Source organism: Rhizobium sp. YTUHZ044 (assembly GCF_051123975.1).
Lineage (GTDB): Bacteria > Pseudomonadota > Alphaproteobacteria > Rhizobiales > Rhizobiaceae > Rhizobium.
This window is the reverse complement of sequence record NZ_CP101426.1, coordinates 3,300,892-3,316,342: the sequence shown is the minus strand read 5'-3', so window position 1 is coordinate 3,316,342 and position 15,451 is coordinate 3,300,892. Positions and strand designations below refer to the sequence as shown.

Below are 15,451 nucleotides of genomic sequence, written 5' to 3'. Positions count from 1 at the left end.
TCAGTGAAACGGGCACCTCCGCTCCTCGACATGGGCGACGAATTCATCTCGGAAATGCGCGAGTGCTGCCCGCAATCCCATCGCTGCACCGTCACCCAAGGCACAAAACGTATTGCCGAAAATGCCCTTGCAGAGCATCTCCAGCTGCTCCAGATCGCCGGGCGCTCCATCCCCGCCTTCAACCCGGCGCAGGACCTTCACAACCCAGTTCAATCCTTCCCGACAGGGCGTGCACTTGCCGCAGGACTCATGGTGGAAGAACTCGACGATCCTGGTGGCGACCTTGACCATGCAGGTGCTATCGTCGATCACGATAACGCCAGCCGAACCGAGCATCGAGCCGGCGGCAGCCAGCGAGTCAAAATCCATTCTCACCTCCAGCCCGTGCTCAGGGATGACCGGCGCGGAGACCCCGCCCGGGATCACTGCCTTGATCTTGCGTCCCGGCAAGGCCCCGCCGGCATGTTCCTCGACCAGCTCGCGCAGCGGTATGCCCATCGGCAACTCGTAGAGGCCGGGTTTGCGCACCTGCCCACTGAGGCAGTAGAGCTTCGGGCCGGGGCTCTTGTCCGGGCCGATGCCGCGGAACCAGTCCGCGCCCCGCATCACGATATGCGGCACGCAGGCCAGCGTCTCGACATTGTTGATTACAGTCGGGCTGGCGTAGAGCCCAGCCACGGCCGGAAACGGCGGCTTCAATCGCGGCTGCGCCCGCTTGCCCTCAAGCGACTCGAGCATCGCAGTCTCCTCGCCGCAGATATAGGCGCCGGCGCCGCAGTGGATGTGGACGGCGAAATTGAAATCCGAGCCCAGAATGCGCTTTCCGAGATAGCCCCTTGCGTGGGCCTCGGCGATCGCCTGCTCCAGACGACGGATCGCCGTCACATATTCTCCGCGAATGTAGACATAGGCGGTTTCAGCCCCAATCGCGTAGGCACTTACCGCCAGCCCCTCAATCAGTTGATGTGGGTCACGCTCCATGATGATCCGGTCCTTGAACGTGCCCGGTTCGCCTTCATCGGCGTTGCAGCACAGATATGTCGGCTTGCCGGCGCGCTTCGGCACGAAACCCCATTTCATGCCCGTCGGGAATCCGGCACCGCCGCGACCGCGCAGGTTGGACCGTTTGACAAGGTCGATAATCTCGTCAGGCGTGTACTCGCGCAGCGCCTTCGCCAGCGCCTGATAGCCGCCTCCAGCCTCGTAGGTCGACACCAAATGACCATCCGCCACATCGACATTTTTGAGAAGAACCGGCTCGAACATGGCGCTACTCTCCCGGCAGCCGCGCAGAGGCGTGCTCGACGCTCGCGGCTCCCGCTATCGCCCGCAGGTTGTCCAGCAGTGCGTTTATCCGCATCACATCAAGGTGGGCGTGGTAATCGTCGCCGACTTGCATCACCGGAGCCATCTCGCAGGCGCCGAGGCATTCGACAGTCGAGAGCGTGAACAGCCCGTCCGGGGTGGTGCCGCCTTTCCTGATCCCCAGCACTGTTTCCAGATGGTCTAGCAGGTCCTGCGATCCGCACAGCATGCAGGAAACATTGTTACAGAGCTGCAGGTGGAACATCCCCACCGGTTCGGTATGGAAGAGGGTGTAGAAGGTCGCCAACTCGTAGACCCAGATCCGCTCGACTCCGAGAATGTCGGCGACCTCTTCCAACACTGGCCCAGGCAGATGGCCATGTACTTCCTGCGCGATCAGGAGCGCGGGCATGATCGCAGAGCGCTGGTCGGGATACCGCGCCGCCGCCTCTTCGATCTTTTCGCGCATGGTCATCGCATTCAAATCCTTGCTACTTGTCCACCTCCGCCATCACGGGATCGAGGCTGCCGAGCACGGCGATCATGTCCGCCAGATAGCGGGCGTTCGCGACCCCGAAGAGGGCCTGAAGATTGACGAACGAGGGGGCCCGCACCTTCATGCGGAACGGTTTTGGAGACCCGTCGCTGATGATGTAGAAGCCAAGCTCGCCCTTTGGCGCCTCGATTGCCGAATAGACCTCGCCCCTCGGCACCTTGAAGCCGTAAGCCGACAGGTCGAAATGCTGGATCAGCGCCTCCATCGAGCAGTGCACCCGATCCTTGTCCAGCGGGAAGGCGATTGTCGGCATGTCGATCTGGAAAGGCCCCTCAGGCATCTGGTTGATGCATTGTTCGATGATCCCTATGCTCTCGCGCATCTCATCGACGCGGCATCGCCAGCGTGCATAGCAATCGCCCTCGTCACGGGTGATGACGTTGAAATCGAGCCGGTGGTAGATCTCGTAGGGCTCGTCGCGCCGGATGTCCCAGTCGACACCGGAAGCTCGCAGGTTCGGGCCGCTGAGGCCGAGATCGACAGCATCCTCTGCGGAGATCACGCCGATCCCCTTCGTGCGATTGAGAAACACCCGGTTATCTTCGAGCAGTCGCTCATAGTCGCGGATACGGTTCGGAAAGATGTCGCAAAACTCCCGGATCCTGGGGAAGAACCCATCAGGCAGATCCTCGCGCACCCCGCCAACCCGGCAGAAGGACGTGTGCATGCGCGCACCGGTGATCATTTCCAGGAGGTCCATGATCATTTCACGCTCGCGCATGACGTAAAGCAGCGCGGTCATGGCGCCGAGATCCATCGGCAGCGCGCCGGTGATCAGGAGGTGACCGGAGATCCGTGCCAGCTCGGCCATCATCACGCGGATATATTGCGCTCGGATTGGGGCTTCTATGCCGAGGAGTTTCTCGACCGCCAGCGCGAAGGCGAGGTTGTTCGAGGGCGGACAGAGATAGTCGAGCCGATCCGTCAGCGGGAAAATCTGGGTATAGGTGAAGCTCTCCGCCAGTTTTTCAGTGCCACGATGGAGATAGCCGATATGCGGATCGACGCGCTCGACGAACTCGCCGTCCAGTTCGAGGACGAGCCGAAGAACCCCATGGGTGCTGGGGTGCTGCGGACCGAGGTTGAGAAGCACTTCTCTGGTATTGAGCGCTTCACCCTCAGGCCTGCTGAGCTCGGTGACTTCAGTCATCTCAACGTTCCGGCGTAGAACGGCCTCCCTTACGGAATGTCCCTGGTGGCAAGGTCGGGCTGTGTTGGCGGCGGACCCTCGGCACCGAAGGGGTTCAACTTGTCCTTATAGCCCCTGAGGGGGAAATCCTTGCGTTGCGGAAAGCCCTCGAAGCCTTCCCACATGTAGATCCGGCGCAGATCGGGATGTCCCTCGAACCGGATACCATACATGTCCCAGGCCTCACGCTCATGCCAGTTGGCGGTACGCCAGACTCCCGTGACCGAAGGCACTTCAGGAGGATCGCCAAGTCGGCACTTGATGCGGACCCGCCACCTGTTGGGCAGCGAGTAAAGATGGTAGACCGCCTCGAACCGCGGCATTTCGGGATAATGATCGACGCCGCAAATGTCCGAGAGGAAATTGAACTGCAGCGCCGGATGCTCTTTCAGGAGCCGGCAGAACTCAACGATCCTCTCGGGCGCAACGGCAAAGGCTTCGATACCGTGCGCAGTGCCGAGGTCCTCGATTGTTTCTCCGAAGCGCTCCAGGATCGGAGCGCGATTGAGGGACGGCTCCGCATTCATGACGCTATAACCCGATCCAGAGGTGTGCCGGCGAGCGCCCGGGACCTCTTGATCTTTTCTTGAAGCAGAAGGAAGCCGTGCATCAGCGCCTCGGGCCGGGGCGGACAGCCAGGCACATGCACATCGACGGGCACGAAGGTTTCCGATCCCTGCACCACGGCATAGGTGTTGTAGACCCCGCCCGAAATAGCGCAGGTGCCCATGGCGATCACCCAGCGCGGTTCCGGCATCTGGTCATAGAGTCGCCGCACGACGGGCGCGAATTTCCGGGTCACGGTGCCGGCGATGATCATGACGTCGGATTGTCTCGGCGAAGGGCGGAACACCACGCCGAACCGGTCGAGATCGTAGCGGGCACAACCGGCCGAGATCATCTCGATGGCGCAGCAGGCAATGCCGAAGGTCTCCGGCCACAGCGCCGATCTCCGGCTCCAACTGATGATGCTGTCGGCCGTGGTGAACAGCACGCTGTCGCGGATCGCGTTGTTTACGCCTCCCATTCCAGCGCTCCTTTCAGCCAGGCGTAGGCGAAGCCCACGAGAAGCAGCAATATGAAGACGATCATCTCGATATAGCCGACCAGCCCGATCTCTTTCAGGACGACGGCCCAGGGAAAGAGGAACATCGCTTCGACATCGAAAACGACCAGCAGGATCGCGAGGATAAAGAACGGCACCCTGAAGCGGCCCGCCGCCGCCTCGCCCGCTGCGTCCATGCCGCATTCATAAGGCATGTTCTTGGCGGGATAGGGATTGGATGGGCGCAGCAGCGAGGAAACCAACAACGTCACCCCCGCCACCAGAACGACTCCGGCGATCATGAAAAGAACCGGCAAGAATTCCATTGCAGTCATATCACTGCACCGGTTGCCCACCGACCTCATCCCGACGGGGTAAATAGGTCACGCCGCGGAGCGACTTGGGCAATCCTTCCTTCTCTTTCAAGTCTATTCCGTCGGTGTGATCATTGCAAATCCAATCGCTCACCCGCCAAAGACCGAGTCTTGGGCAAGCTTCAGAAACCACGACGGAAATAGGCCGATGCCGATGGTGCCGGCAGCGGTGACGGCGAGTGTCGCGCCCACCAGAGGCGTCAGCGCCGGGGCGAACGCCCTCTTCGGCTCGTGCATATAGATCACCATGACGATGCGGATGTAGAAATAGGCGGCGACCGCGCTGAACAGCACTGCGATGACCGCCAGCATGACGAAACCATGCTCGACGAGGGCGACCAGCACGTAAAACTTGGCGAAGAACCCGGCGGTCGGCGGAATGCCGGCCAATGAGAAGAGATAGAGCAGCATCAGAAGCGCCAGCCCCGGATGTGACTTGGCGAAACCCGCATAGTCTTCGATGACCTCGCCCGAGAAATCGCCGTTCCGCATCATGATGACGGCGCCGAAAATGCCGAGATTCATGAAGGCGTAGATCAGCAGATAGAGCATCACGCTGGCGATCCCATCGGCGCCGCCAGCGGCTACGCCGAAAATGGCGAAGCCGGCATGGGCGATACTGGAATAGGCCAGGAGACGCTTGAAATTATCCTGCACCAGCGCCACGAAGCTGCCAAGCGCCATCGTCACCACCGCGATGACGGCAACGATGATCCAGACGTCCGAGGCTGCGACCAGAGGGTTGAGGAACACCCGCAGAATCACCGCGAACCCCGCCGCCTTGGGGCCTACCGACATGAAGGCGGTGATCGTTGTCGGCGCGCCTTCATAGACGTCCGGCAGCCACATGTGGAAGGGAACCGCGCCGACCTTGAAGACCAGCCCGGCGACGATGAAGACCACCGCCAGCAACAATCCTGGATCGAGCGGATCGCCAGTCACGGCTGCAGCCATCCCGTCCAGTTGCGTTGTGCCGGTGAGCCCGTAGACCAGCGAAACGCCGTAAAGGAAAATCCCGGTCGAGACCGCGCCGAGGATGACATATTTCAGCGCTGCTTCGTTCGACCGCCGCTCACGCCGCAGGAAGCCGGTCAGCACATAGGTGCAAATCACCATCAGTTCGAGGCCTGCATAGATCGACAGGAGATCGGTCGCCGAGGCCATGATCATCATGCCCGAAAGCGCAAAGAGCAGCAGGACATAGTATTCGCTGCTCCCGATCCCTTCGATATCGGCATATCTTCGCGAAAGGAGGAATGTCAGAACGGTGGCTAGGTAGAAAACGAACTTGAAGAAGACCGCGAAGCGGTCGGCGACGAACATGCCCGTGTAGGCCGGCCGTACCTCGCTCGCCAGCATGAGCGTCGCCAAGGCGGCAATCAATATGATCGCGACCGACGCCCAGACAAGGAAATCTTCCTGTCCCCTTCGCACAAACTGTCCCAGGATCAGCAGGATGCAGGCGCCGGTGATCACCACGATCTCGGGCAGGCTCGCTAGGGCCGACTGGAAAAGCGCGGCGGCGGTCATTGGCCGCTCCCCCTACTGTGCACATGTGTCACCAGATGCTTAACCGAGGCATCGATGACGTTGAGAAAGGGTTTCGGATAGAGCCCGACCCAGAGCACGAAGACGGCCAGCGGCAGGATCGCAGCCATCTCACGGGCGTTCACGTCGCGTATCGTTAACCGGGCGCTTGCGCTGGCCGGGCCCAGCGCGACCTTCCCATACATGCCGAGCAGATAGGCAGCCCCCAGCAATGCGCCCAGAACGGCGGCCGAGCCAAAGACCAGGTTGGCCGCAAATCCCCCTGACAGCACCAGCAATTCGCCCACGAACGAATTCGTTCCCGGCAACGCCATCGACGACAGGGTAAACAGTGCCAGAAACGTGGTGTAGACCGGCGCCACCTTCATCAACCCGCCATAGTCGGCGATGCTGCGGGTATGGGTCCGCTCGTAAATCAGCCCGACGAACAGGAAGAGGGCGCCTGTCGTCACGCCATGATTGAACATCTGCAGGATGCCGCCCTCGAGCCCGCGGAGGTTCAGCGCAAAAATCCCCAGTGTTACGAAGCCCATGTGGCTGATGCTGGAATAGGCCACCAGCTTCTTCAGATCGTCCTGCGCCAGCGCGAGCAACCCGCCATAGACGATCGCAAGCACCGAAAGCGCGAGCATCAGCGTCGAATAATACATCGATGCCTCCGGCAGCATCGGCAGCGAGAACCGCAGGAATCCGTAGGCGCCCATCTTCAGGAGCACGCCGGCGAGGATAATGCTGCCCGCCGTCGGCGCCTGCACATGGGCGTCCGGCAGCCAGGTATGGAGCGGCACCATCGGCACCTTGACCGCAAAAGCGATCAGGAAGGCGAAGAACAGCCAGGACTGGATCCGGAACGGCAAGTCCTGCTCTGTCAAGGCGAGGATATCGAAGGTCCTGCCACCGTAGAAATAGAGCACGATGACACCGATCAGGAACAGGAGGCTGCCCGCCAGCGTGTAGAGGAAAAACTTGATCGCCGCATAGACCCGACCCTCGCCGCCCCACACGCCGATGATGAGGTACATCGGGATCAGCATCGCCTCCCAAAAGACGTAGAAAAGGAACAGATCGAGCGCACAGAAGACGCCGAGCATCAGCGCTTGCATGAAGAGCAGGCAGATCATGAATTCCTTCACCTTGCTGTCGATCGCGACCCAGGAGGCGAGCACGCAGGTCGACCCCAACAGTGCGGTCAGGAACACGAAGAGCGCGCTGATTCCGTCGATGCCAAGGGCATAATTGATCCCGAGCACGGGTACCCACGGGTGCGTCTCGGTGAACTGCATGGCATGGGTCGTGGTGTCGAAGCTGACCAGCATGGCGATGCAGAGCGCAAGGTCGAGGACGGTGAAAGAGAGCGCAGTCCACCGCACCGCATCGGTAGCGCGCAGGAACATCAGAATCGCGGCCCCGACAACGGGTGTGAATATGATGAGGCTGAGCAGCGGGAAGCCCATGGCACCCCCTATCGCCACGCCACGACGAAGACGGCGGTGGCTGCGATAAGACCGACGATCATCGCTAGCACGTAATGGGTCACGACACCCGTCTGGAGCCGCCTGAGCCGCCCGCCGCCGTTCAGGATCGAATGCGCAATGCCATTCACGACGGCATCCACGCCGGCAAGATCGAGCCGGAGTCCTGCCCGTGCCGCGCGGCGCAGCAAGGGCAGCGCCGCGGTCTCGGAGACATTGCTCACCGCCTGCTCATAGCGCGCCAGCGGCCTTTCGGCGAGCCACATGAAGGCCCGCGCACCCTTGCGGTAAAACCAGTCAGTGTCGAGGCTGATCGTGTTCTCGGGATCGAGCGCCCAGAGGAACAGCACGAACCCCAGGGCGGTGAACATCAGCAGCCCGAGGCTCTCCATCACATGCGAACCCGTATAGGGTTCGAAATCAACCGGATAGGGCAGAAGCGCATAAAGCGGCTGGGGGAACACGCCGATCGCAATGCAGAGCACCGCCGCCATGCCCATGGCAATCAGCATGTTGCGCGGCGGCTCCCGCGCCTCCAGTTTCCGGTCCGTCCCGAAGAACATGTAATAGGGAAGCTTGAGGCCAGTGTGCAGGAACGTCCCGGACGATGCCATGGTCAGCGACAGCACCACCAGTGCGCGGTGATCCGCTCCTGCAGCCGCTATCACCATCGATTTGGTGACGAACCCCGAGAAGAACGGGAAGGCCGAGATCGCGAAGGCGCCGACCATGTAAAGCGCCACGGTCAGCGGCATGGTTTTGTAAAGCCCGCCAAGCTCGGTGAGCTTGCGTCGGCCGGTAACGTAGATGACGGCACCGGCACCCATGAACAGCAGCGCCTTGTAGAGGATATGCGCGAAGGCGTGGCTGGTGGCTCCGTTCACCGCCATCTCGGTCCCGATGCCGATACCCGCGATCATATAGCCCACCTGGCTGACGATGTGATAGGCGAGAAGCCGCCGGCAATCGTTCTCCAGCACGGCGTAGATGACGCCGTAGAGCGCCATGATGGTGCCGAGCCAGACAAGAAGCTCGGTCCCCGGAAACGCCCGCGCCAGCACATAGACGGCGGTCTTGGTGGTAAACGCGCTCATGAACACCGCCCCGGTGACGGTCGCCTCCGGATAGGCATCGGTCAGCCAGGCATTGAGCGGCGGCACGGCCGCGTTGAGGATGAAGCCGGCGAGGATCAGGTAGTCGCCGACCCCCATTCCTCCGTTGGTGAGGGCCCCCGCTATCGGGCCGAAAAGCAGTGAACCGGTGGCGAGCCCGTGGGAAATGATGCCGCCGAGCAGGACGACGCCGCCGGTGATATGGACCATGAGGTAACGGAACCCGGCCCGGATCGCCGGCCCACCACGCTGCGCGAAGACCAGATAGGCGGAGGCGAATGCCATGCCCTCCCAGAACAGGTAGAGGGTCAGGTAGTCACCGGCAAACACCACGCCAAGTGCGCTGCCGACATAAACGAATGCCGCCACGTGCTGGCCGGCATCCGTCAGATGCAGCGCGTAGACCATGCCGATCAACGCCATGATGGTGAAAACGGTGGCAAAGACGATGCTGAGCTTGTCCACCTTCGCCATCAGGATCTCCTGCCCGATGAACCGCGTTTCGCCATAGCTGCCCGGCTCCATCGCAAGGACGGCAAGGATCGCCAGCGCAGGGATCAGAAGCAGATAGGCCTTGCGGACCGACCCACTGAGGAACGGGATCGGCAGGGCGCCAAGAATAAAGAGCAGAGCTGGATGGATGAAGTCAGTCATAATAGTCCTCGCGCCGCATCAGCCCGACCCGATGGCCGAGAAACTTGGAAACGAAGATAAGCAGGACGCAGGAGACGAAACCGTAGACGGCGGACCAGCCCGGCAGGCTGTCCCACAGATATCCGGCGTGTTCGCGGAAGACCAGAAAGTCGGCGACGACGATCAGGACGAGCACGAGGTAGAACAGTCGGCGGCGCGGTCTCGCATATTGCTCGGCACCAAAGAAGTCGACGACACGCTTGATCATCGGATCACTCCATCTGCCAGGGTGAGAAAATAGCCCGGGAAAATGCCCATCAGCACCGACAGGATCGCCGTCGCGACCAGCGGAATCGTCACCAGCGGAATTTCACGGATCGTCACCCGGCTCTCCTGCTTCTCCGCCTGGAAGAAGGCGGCATAGCTGACCGGCAGGAAATAGGCGGCGTTCAGGATTGAGCTCACCAGGAGCACGACCAGGAACGCGGTCTCTCCCGCCGCCACGGCCCCCTTCGCCAGATACCACTTGCTGACGAAGCCCGCGGTCGGCGGTATCCCGATCATGCTGAGCGAGGCGACGAAAAATGCCCCCATCGTCCAGGGCAGCCTGCGGCCGATACCGGCCATGTCGCTGATGTTGCGCTTGCCCGACGCGCAATAGATCGACCCGGCGCAGAAAAAGAGCGTGATCTTGGAGAATGCGTGCGCCGCGATGTGGATGATCCCGCCGACCATCGCGACCGGCGACAACAGAACCGCGCCCAGGACGATGTAGGAGAGCTGGCTGACCGTCGAATAGGCGAGCCTGGCCTTCAGGTCGTCCCGCGTCAGGGCGTAAACCGACGCCATCAGGATCGTGAACGAAGCCAGATAGGCCGTGGCGATGCCGAGACCCAGCCCACCCACTAGTCCGGTGCCGAAGACATGGAACACCACCCGCAGAACGCAGAACACGCCCATCTTGACCACTGCCACTGCATGCAAAAGCGCGCTGACCGGTGTCGGCGCGACCATCGCGGCGGGCAGCCAGGCGTGCATCGGCATCACGGCGGCCTTGGCGAAGCCGAAAAGATAGCAGAAATAGACGACCGTCAGCAGCGCCGCCGAGGCATCGCTCCCCGCCAGCAGTCCCCCCGCGACAAAGTCGAGCGACCCCGCAATATGGTAAGTCAGCGCCAGTGCGGCGAGCAGCGCGCTTTTCGAGGCGCCCATCAGATAAACGAGGTACTTGCGGCCGCCCCTCCATCCCTCCTCGTCCTCGTGGTGGTAGACGAGCGGATAGGTGACGAGGCTGAGCACCTCGTAGAAGATCACCAGCGTAAACAGATTGGCGGCGAAGGCGCCCCCGGCGGCGGCCGCAAGACTGCTGGCGAAGCAGGCGAAGAACCGGGTCTGCGCATGCTCGTTCAAATGCCGCATGTAGCCGACGGAATAGATCGCCGCCACGATCCATAGCAGCGACGAGACGGTGGCAAACACCATTCCGAGCGCATCGACCCGGAAAGCAAAGTCGATCCCCGGCAGAATCTCGAACAGGCGCAATTCGACCGTCCCGCCCGCCAGCACCGTGGGCGCCATCGACAAGACAATCGCGAACATGGCGATCGCGGCCAATGGCGAGACCAGATTGCGAAGTCTCTCGCGGTTATTCAAAAGGAGAACTGCAAGGGCGGCCAGACCGGCGACGGCGATGGCAAGCAACGGCCGGATCGATACAACCGGGTCCAAAGCCGCTATCCTTTCATCACCGTCACGTCGTCGATCTTGAGGGTGGATTTGTTCCTCACGAGGGCAACCAGGATACCGAGGGCGACGGCAACTTCCGCCGCGGTGATTGCGATGACGAAGATCGCGAAGATCTGCCCGCGGAAATCGGCGTGGTAACGCCCGAAAGCGGTGAAATTGATGTTGACCGAGTTGAGCAGCAGCTCCAGCGACATCAGTACGACAAGAATATTGCGCCTGAGCAGCACGCCCGCCGCTCCGATCACGAACAGGACCACTCCGAGCACAATATACCACCAGAGCGGAACCATCACCCCTGCTCCTTCCGCGCCAGCATGATGGCGCCGACCAAGGCCGCCAGCAGGATTACGGAGGCGGTTTCAAACGGCAGGAGATAGTCGGCGAAAAGTGCTGTGCCAAGCTGCCTGACCTCATCGCCGCCGCCCATCGCGACGGGCTCCACGACCGAAAAGCGGTCGCTCCAGAGCACCAGCACGAGCATCTCGACCCCGAGCAGGACGAGCAGTATCAGAGCCGGGAGGTTGCCGCCCGGCAAGAACCGCTGCAACACCGCTTCGCGCACATCGATCATCATGATCACGAACAGGAACAGGACCATGATCGCGCCGATATAGACGAAGATCTGGATGACCGCGAGCAACGGCGCCTCGAGCAAGACGAAGATTGCCGAGATCTGCAGAAAACACGCCATCAGCGCCAATGCGCTGTGAACCGGATTGCGCGCCAGGACCACCGTCAGGGCCGTGATCACGGATACCGCAGCGAACAGAAGAAAGAACCCCTGATCCATCGACGCCGACCCTCCGACGCGAACTGCCACTCGGCGCGAGACGGCCGGGTTCGAGACTGCGCCGCAACTTCAGATGCCTTCGCAAATTGTGCCCTAGTATCGGATTTTTCACAAGATTATTGTCATCGGGGGAGCAAGATCGAGTCCGTCGGATGTGGCGAAGGTCGCTTGCCAAGCGCGCGCTTTCGATGGGGCCTGCAAGCAGGCGAAGCCGACGACGCGGGACAGAAAACAACAAATCCTGCTTCCCAAATCAACATTCGCCAAGCCGCCAATAGGCGCATTGGTATAAGCTCGGGGCCGAGAAGGTAGAGCATGGACGGGCGAGAAATTCCTCTTGCAGGCCATCTTCGTCTCCCGGTTGAATGGTGGTCGACGAGGCTGGAGCGGCTGTCTCGATTGCCTTCTTGACATCCGTGGGCGCTTACCGCGCACCCTGATCCAGGCGCGTGCGGATCGCGTTCATCTGCTCGATCTCCGCACGCTGGCCGCGCGAGATATTGGCGCAGAGCGCGACCAGTTCAGGATCGTTGAGGGCGGCTTCCCGGCACATGAGGATTGCACCTGAATGATGAGGCACCATGGAGGCGATGAATTGGCGGTCGCCTATGAGAGCCTGTGTGCGAGTGCCTGCAAATGCCGCGACGAACAGGATCACAAGGCCGACATGGATTGCGGCGTTCAGCTTCCTGTTCCGGTACATGCCGCCCATGGTGGCGAGCATGATGATGCCCATCGGGGCCACCATCGTCAGCGCCATGTAGAGCATGTTGAGATTGTTCCGGAAATCGCTCCAGCCGTCGATCATCGAGAACATCACGAAGTACATGACGATGAGGCTGAGGATCATGTTGACAGCGAACATGGAATAGGGATGCCTGCTCATCTCCTCATGTCGGGAATTATGGTGGTCGCGCATCGCTAACTTCCTTCCGGCCTCCGGACCGAGTCGGAAGGCGGTTAAAGCAATTCCAGGAAAAGTGCGAAGCCGTTTTCCCTCCGGAATCGCGTCAATCCAAAAGGTTAGAGCGGTTCTGCGCTTCCGTGAAAAGCTGAACCGCTCCAGATATTTCCGAGGCAACAACTCGGAGGCATATCGCCTTAACCTTGCATGGGCGGGTTGGTTCCCGGGTTACCAGAGCTTGCCGGATGCGGGAGCCCGAGCTTGCTGATCAGATCGCGCCGTCATAAGCGATCTACGTCATCATCCCCGTCGCCATGTGGTCCAGGTGGTGGCAGTGCAGCGGCCAACGGCCGGGATTGACGGTATCGAGCGGTGCCAGGTGGCTTCGTGTGATTGCCTCGCTAGTTCCCGTCTTTCAGGGAGAAGGCGAGTACATAGTCGCCGACATCAGTCGAATTTGCTGCTCCGCCAATCGAGACCAGAACATATTGCTTGCCTGTCTTCGGTGAGACGTAGGTCATCGGCGTCGCACTCGAGCCGACCGGCAGAGGAAATTTCCAGAGTTCGTTGCCGTTCTCGGCGTCATAGGCGCGGATGTAGTAGTCCTGGAAGCCGGCAAAGAAGACGACGCCGCCGGCGGTCGTAGATGTGCCAGCATAGGTCGGCAGGCCCATCGACATGGGTAAATTCATCTTGATCTTGAACGGTCCGAGCTGTTCAGCAGTCCCGGCCGGCACCTGCCATGCGATTTGGCGTGTGTTCAGATCCACGGCCGTCAGCGTGCCCCATGGTGGTTGCGTACAGGGAATGCGCAGTCTCGACGTCCATTTCTCGGTCGTCATACCATAAGGTGTGCCGCGCTGTGGGGCGGAGGGGCCGTGCGCGGTCGTGACGAGGGCGAAATCGACGTAATCGGCCCGCGGAACGAGGGCGAAGATGCTGGGAACGCGAATGTCGTTCATGAAGACGCGGTTGTTGGCCAGGTCGACCGAGACGCTTCCCCAGTTGAGACCGCCCAGATTTCCCGGCTGCTGAAGTGCGGGATGCGTGCCGATCGGGGTGAAATCGCCGTCGTAGCGCATCTTGCGAAAGGCGATGCGGCAGGCCAGCTGATCGAACATCGTCAGGCCCCAGGCCCGCTGCTCCGTGACACGTTCCGCACCGATCGTCGGCATGCCGACGGAATAAGGCTGTGTCGGTGACAGTTTCTCCTCCGGCGCGCCGCCCGTTTGCGGCACCGGCTTTTCCTGAACTTCGGCGAGGGGAAGGCCGGTCTGGCGATTGAGCAGGAAAAGCTGCCCACGTTTGGTGGTCTGCAGGATGGCCGGCAGGGTGGCGCCATTGCCATCGGGCAGGTCGATCAACAGCGGTTGGGCCGGCAGATCATAGTCCCAGATATCGTGATGCACGGTCTGGAATTTCCATCTCTCCCTGCCGGTCGTCACATCGAGCGCCACCAATGTCGCGTTGTACTGATCGGCGAAAGCCGGACGACTGGCGCCGTAATAATCCGGCGTGGTATTGCCGAGCGGGGCATAGATGAGGCCGAGTTTGTCGTCGAAGGCGGCTGTCGTCCACATATTGGGCGTGGCGCGGGTGTAGGTCTCGCCTGCTGGCGGAAGCTTGGTGATCGCAGGATTGCCGAGATCCCAGGCCCATTCGAGCTCACCGGTCACCACGTTGAATGCGCGGATCACGCCTGACGGCTCGCCGACCTCCTGATTGTCGGTGACCCAGCCTCCGATGACAATCAGGTTGCGGGCAATCAGCGGAGCCGATGTCTGGAAATAGTAGCCGGTCTTGATTTCACCCATGCCCTGAGAGAGCTGCACGGTGCCGTTGTCGCCGAAGCCCGTGCATGGCGCGCCGGTCTTGCTGTCGATCTCGAGGAGGCGGGCATCGATCGTCGTCTGTATCAGGCGCTCGTTGCAGAGGCCATCGGGCGATCGGCTCTCCTCCGGCATCTTGTAATAGCCGAGGCCGCGGCAACGCTGCCAATAAGGCGCCGACGCGTTGGGATCGAAGGTCCAGCGGGGTTTTCCGGTATCGGCATCAAGGGCGGCGATCACATCCGTCGGCGTGCAGGTGTAGACGGTATCGCCGATCTGCAAAGGCGTGTTCTGGTCGACGCCGTCGCCTCTTCCGGTGCGATATGTCCAGGCAAGATCCAGCCTGGCAACGTTGCCGCGATTGATCTGGTCGAATGGGGAATAGCGATCTCCGGCCGTGCTGCGGCCGTAGGATGTCCAATCGGAGGGGGAATTGTCGCCTCTGACCGTCTTGTAGGCAGGAATATCGCCGGAGGGACGGATCACCTGATGCGGCGTGAAAGCAAGGGCAAAGCCCGCGGCAAACAGAATGGCGGCAAGCAGGGCGCCGCCGTGGAAGAGCTTCCGGCTGGCGGTCGGCAAACGCGCTGGTGCAAAAAGAAGCGCAAATCCCGCCAGCGCGATCGGGGACATCAAGCGTGCGAAGAGCCCCCAGAAATTGGTGCCGGACTCCCATAATGCCCAGGGAAGGGTGAAAACGGCGATAAGCAGGATGATGAGTGCGCCCAGTGGCTTGCGGCGCCATAGCAGAACGGCCGCAATGAGGTAGGCAAGCCCTGTGATTGCGTAATAGGGCGAGCCGCCGAGGCTGAGCAGCAAGGCGCCGCCTCCCATCAAGCCCAGTCCGATAAAGGCGAGAACGATACAGAACAGAGCGGCCAGAAATTTCATTCGTTCCTCATCCAATTCGCTGCGCGATCGCCCGTATTCGTCTCCGACCATGAAACG

General features: G+C 61.2%; 16 protein-coding genes. All 16 read right to left on the bottom strand.

Annotation, left to right across the window (positions count from 1 at the left end; translation table 11 throughout):
• The 16 genes from nuoF to NL154_RS16375 all read right to left on the bottom strand — a co-directional run bounded on the left by nuoF (position 1) and on the right by NL154_RS16375 (position 15,394).
• Positions 1-1,266: an NADH-quinone oxidoreductase subunit NuoF gene (nuoF, locus tag NL154_RS16450; RefSeq protein WP_210629993.1), complete on the bottom strand. Its 1,266-nt coding sequence runs from the start codon at positions 1,264-1,266 to the stop codon at positions 1-3.
• Between the two features lie 4 nt (positions 1,267-1,270).
• Entirely contained in the window at positions 1,271-1,780 is a 510-nt protein-coding gene (nuoE, locus tag NL154_RS16445) for an NADH-quinone oxidoreductase subunit NuoE (protein WP_221144562.1), read from the bottom strand.
• A gap of 16 nt (positions 1,781-1,796) precedes the next feature.
• On the bottom strand, positions 1,797-3,011 hold the full coding sequence (nuoD, locus tag NL154_RS16440; RefSeq protein WP_221144564.1) for an NADH dehydrogenase (quinone) subunit D: 1,215 nt from the start codon (positions 3,009-3,011) through the stop codon (positions 1,797-1,799).
• A gap of 29 nt (positions 3,012-3,040) precedes the next feature.
• Positions 3,041-3,577, bottom strand: a complete 537-nt coding sequence (locus tag NL154_RS16435; RefSeq protein WP_210629996.1) for an NADH-quinone oxidoreductase subunit C — start codon at positions 3,575-3,577, stop codon at positions 3,041-3,043.
• On the bottom strand, positions 3,574-4,077 hold the full coding sequence (locus tag NL154_RS16430) for a NuoB/complex I 20 kDa subunit family protein (RefSeq protein WP_003582024.1): 504 nt from the start codon (positions 4,075-4,077) through the stop codon (positions 3,574-3,576). The genes NL154_RS16435 and NL154_RS16430 overlap by 4 nt, the downstream gene beginning before the upstream one ends.
• Positions 4,065-4,430 (bottom strand): NADH-quinone oxidoreductase subunit A, encoded by a 366-nt coding sequence (locus tag NL154_RS16425; RefSeq protein WP_210629997.1) that lies wholly within the window; start codon positions 4,428-4,430, stop codon positions 4,065-4,067. The genes NL154_RS16430 and NL154_RS16425 overlap by 13 nt, the downstream gene beginning before the upstream one ends.
• Positions 4,431-4,559: 129 nt before the next feature.
• The gene (locus NL154_RS16420) at positions 4,560-5,999 is read right to left on the bottom strand and encodes an NADH-quinone oxidoreductase subunit N (RefSeq protein WP_221144566.1); all 1,440 of its coding nucleotides are present in this window, start codon (positions 5,997-5,999) and stop codon (positions 4,560-4,562) included.
• Positions 5,996-7,471, bottom strand: a complete 1,476-nt coding sequence (locus NL154_RS16415) for an NADH-quinone oxidoreductase subunit M (protein WP_434732984.1) — start codon at positions 7,469-7,471, stop codon at positions 5,996-5,998. The genes NL154_RS16420 and NL154_RS16415 overlap by 4 nt, the downstream gene beginning before the upstream one ends.
• Positions 7,472-7,479: 8 nt before the next feature.
• The gene (locus NL154_RS16410; RefSeq protein WP_434732983.1) at positions 7,480-9,255 is read right to left on the bottom strand and encodes a Na(+)/H(+) antiporter subunit D; all 1,776 of its coding nucleotides are present in this window, start codon (positions 9,253-9,255) and stop codon (positions 7,480-7,482) included.
• Positions 9,248-9,502 (bottom strand): hypothetical protein, encoded by a 255-nt coding sequence (locus NL154_RS16405; protein WP_434732982.1) that lies wholly within the window; start codon positions 9,500-9,502, stop codon positions 9,248-9,250. Before NL154_RS16405 ends, NL154_RS16410 begins: the two co-directional genes overlap by 8 nt.
• Complete coding sequence (locus NL154_RS16400; protein ID WP_434732981.1) at positions 9,499-10,962, bottom strand: monovalent cation/H+ antiporter subunit D family protein; 1,464 nt, start codon at positions 10,960-10,962, stop codon at positions 9,499-9,501. The genes NL154_RS16405 and NL154_RS16400 overlap by 4 nt, the downstream gene beginning before the upstream one ends.
• 5 nt (positions 10,963-10,967) lie before the next feature.
• The gene (gene nuoK / locus NL154_RS16395) at positions 10,968-11,270 is read right to left on the bottom strand and encodes an NADH-quinone oxidoreductase subunit NuoK (protein WP_210630003.1); all 303 of its coding nucleotides are present in this window, start codon (positions 11,268-11,270) and stop codon (positions 10,968-10,970) included.
• Complete coding sequence (locus NL154_RS16390) at positions 11,270-11,770, bottom strand: NADH-quinone oxidoreductase subunit J family protein (RefSeq protein ID WP_210630004.1); 501 nt, start codon at positions 11,768-11,770, stop codon at positions 11,270-11,272. Before NL154_RS16390 ends, nuoK begins: the two co-directional genes overlap by 1 nt.
• Positions 11,771-12,194: 424 nt before the next feature.
• The gene (locus NL154_RS16385) at positions 12,195-12,689 is read right to left on the bottom strand and encodes a DUF305 domain-containing protein (protein WP_210630005.1); all 495 of its coding nucleotides are present in this window, start codon (positions 12,687-12,689) and stop codon (positions 12,195-12,197) included.
• Between the two features lie 277 nt (positions 12,690-12,966).
• A complete protein-coding gene (locus NL154_RS16380; RefSeq protein ID WP_434734104.1) occupies positions 12,967-13,014 on the bottom strand; it encodes a hypothetical protein in 48 nt (15 codons plus the stop codon).
• 61 nt (positions 13,015-13,075) lie between these two features.
• A complete protein-coding gene (locus NL154_RS16375) occupies positions 13,076-15,394 on the bottom strand; it encodes a membrane-bound PQQ-dependent dehydrogenase, glucose/quinate/shikimate family (protein ID WP_434732980.1) in 2,319 nt (772 codons plus the stop codon).
• Positions 15,395-15,451 lie beyond the last annotated feature (57 nt).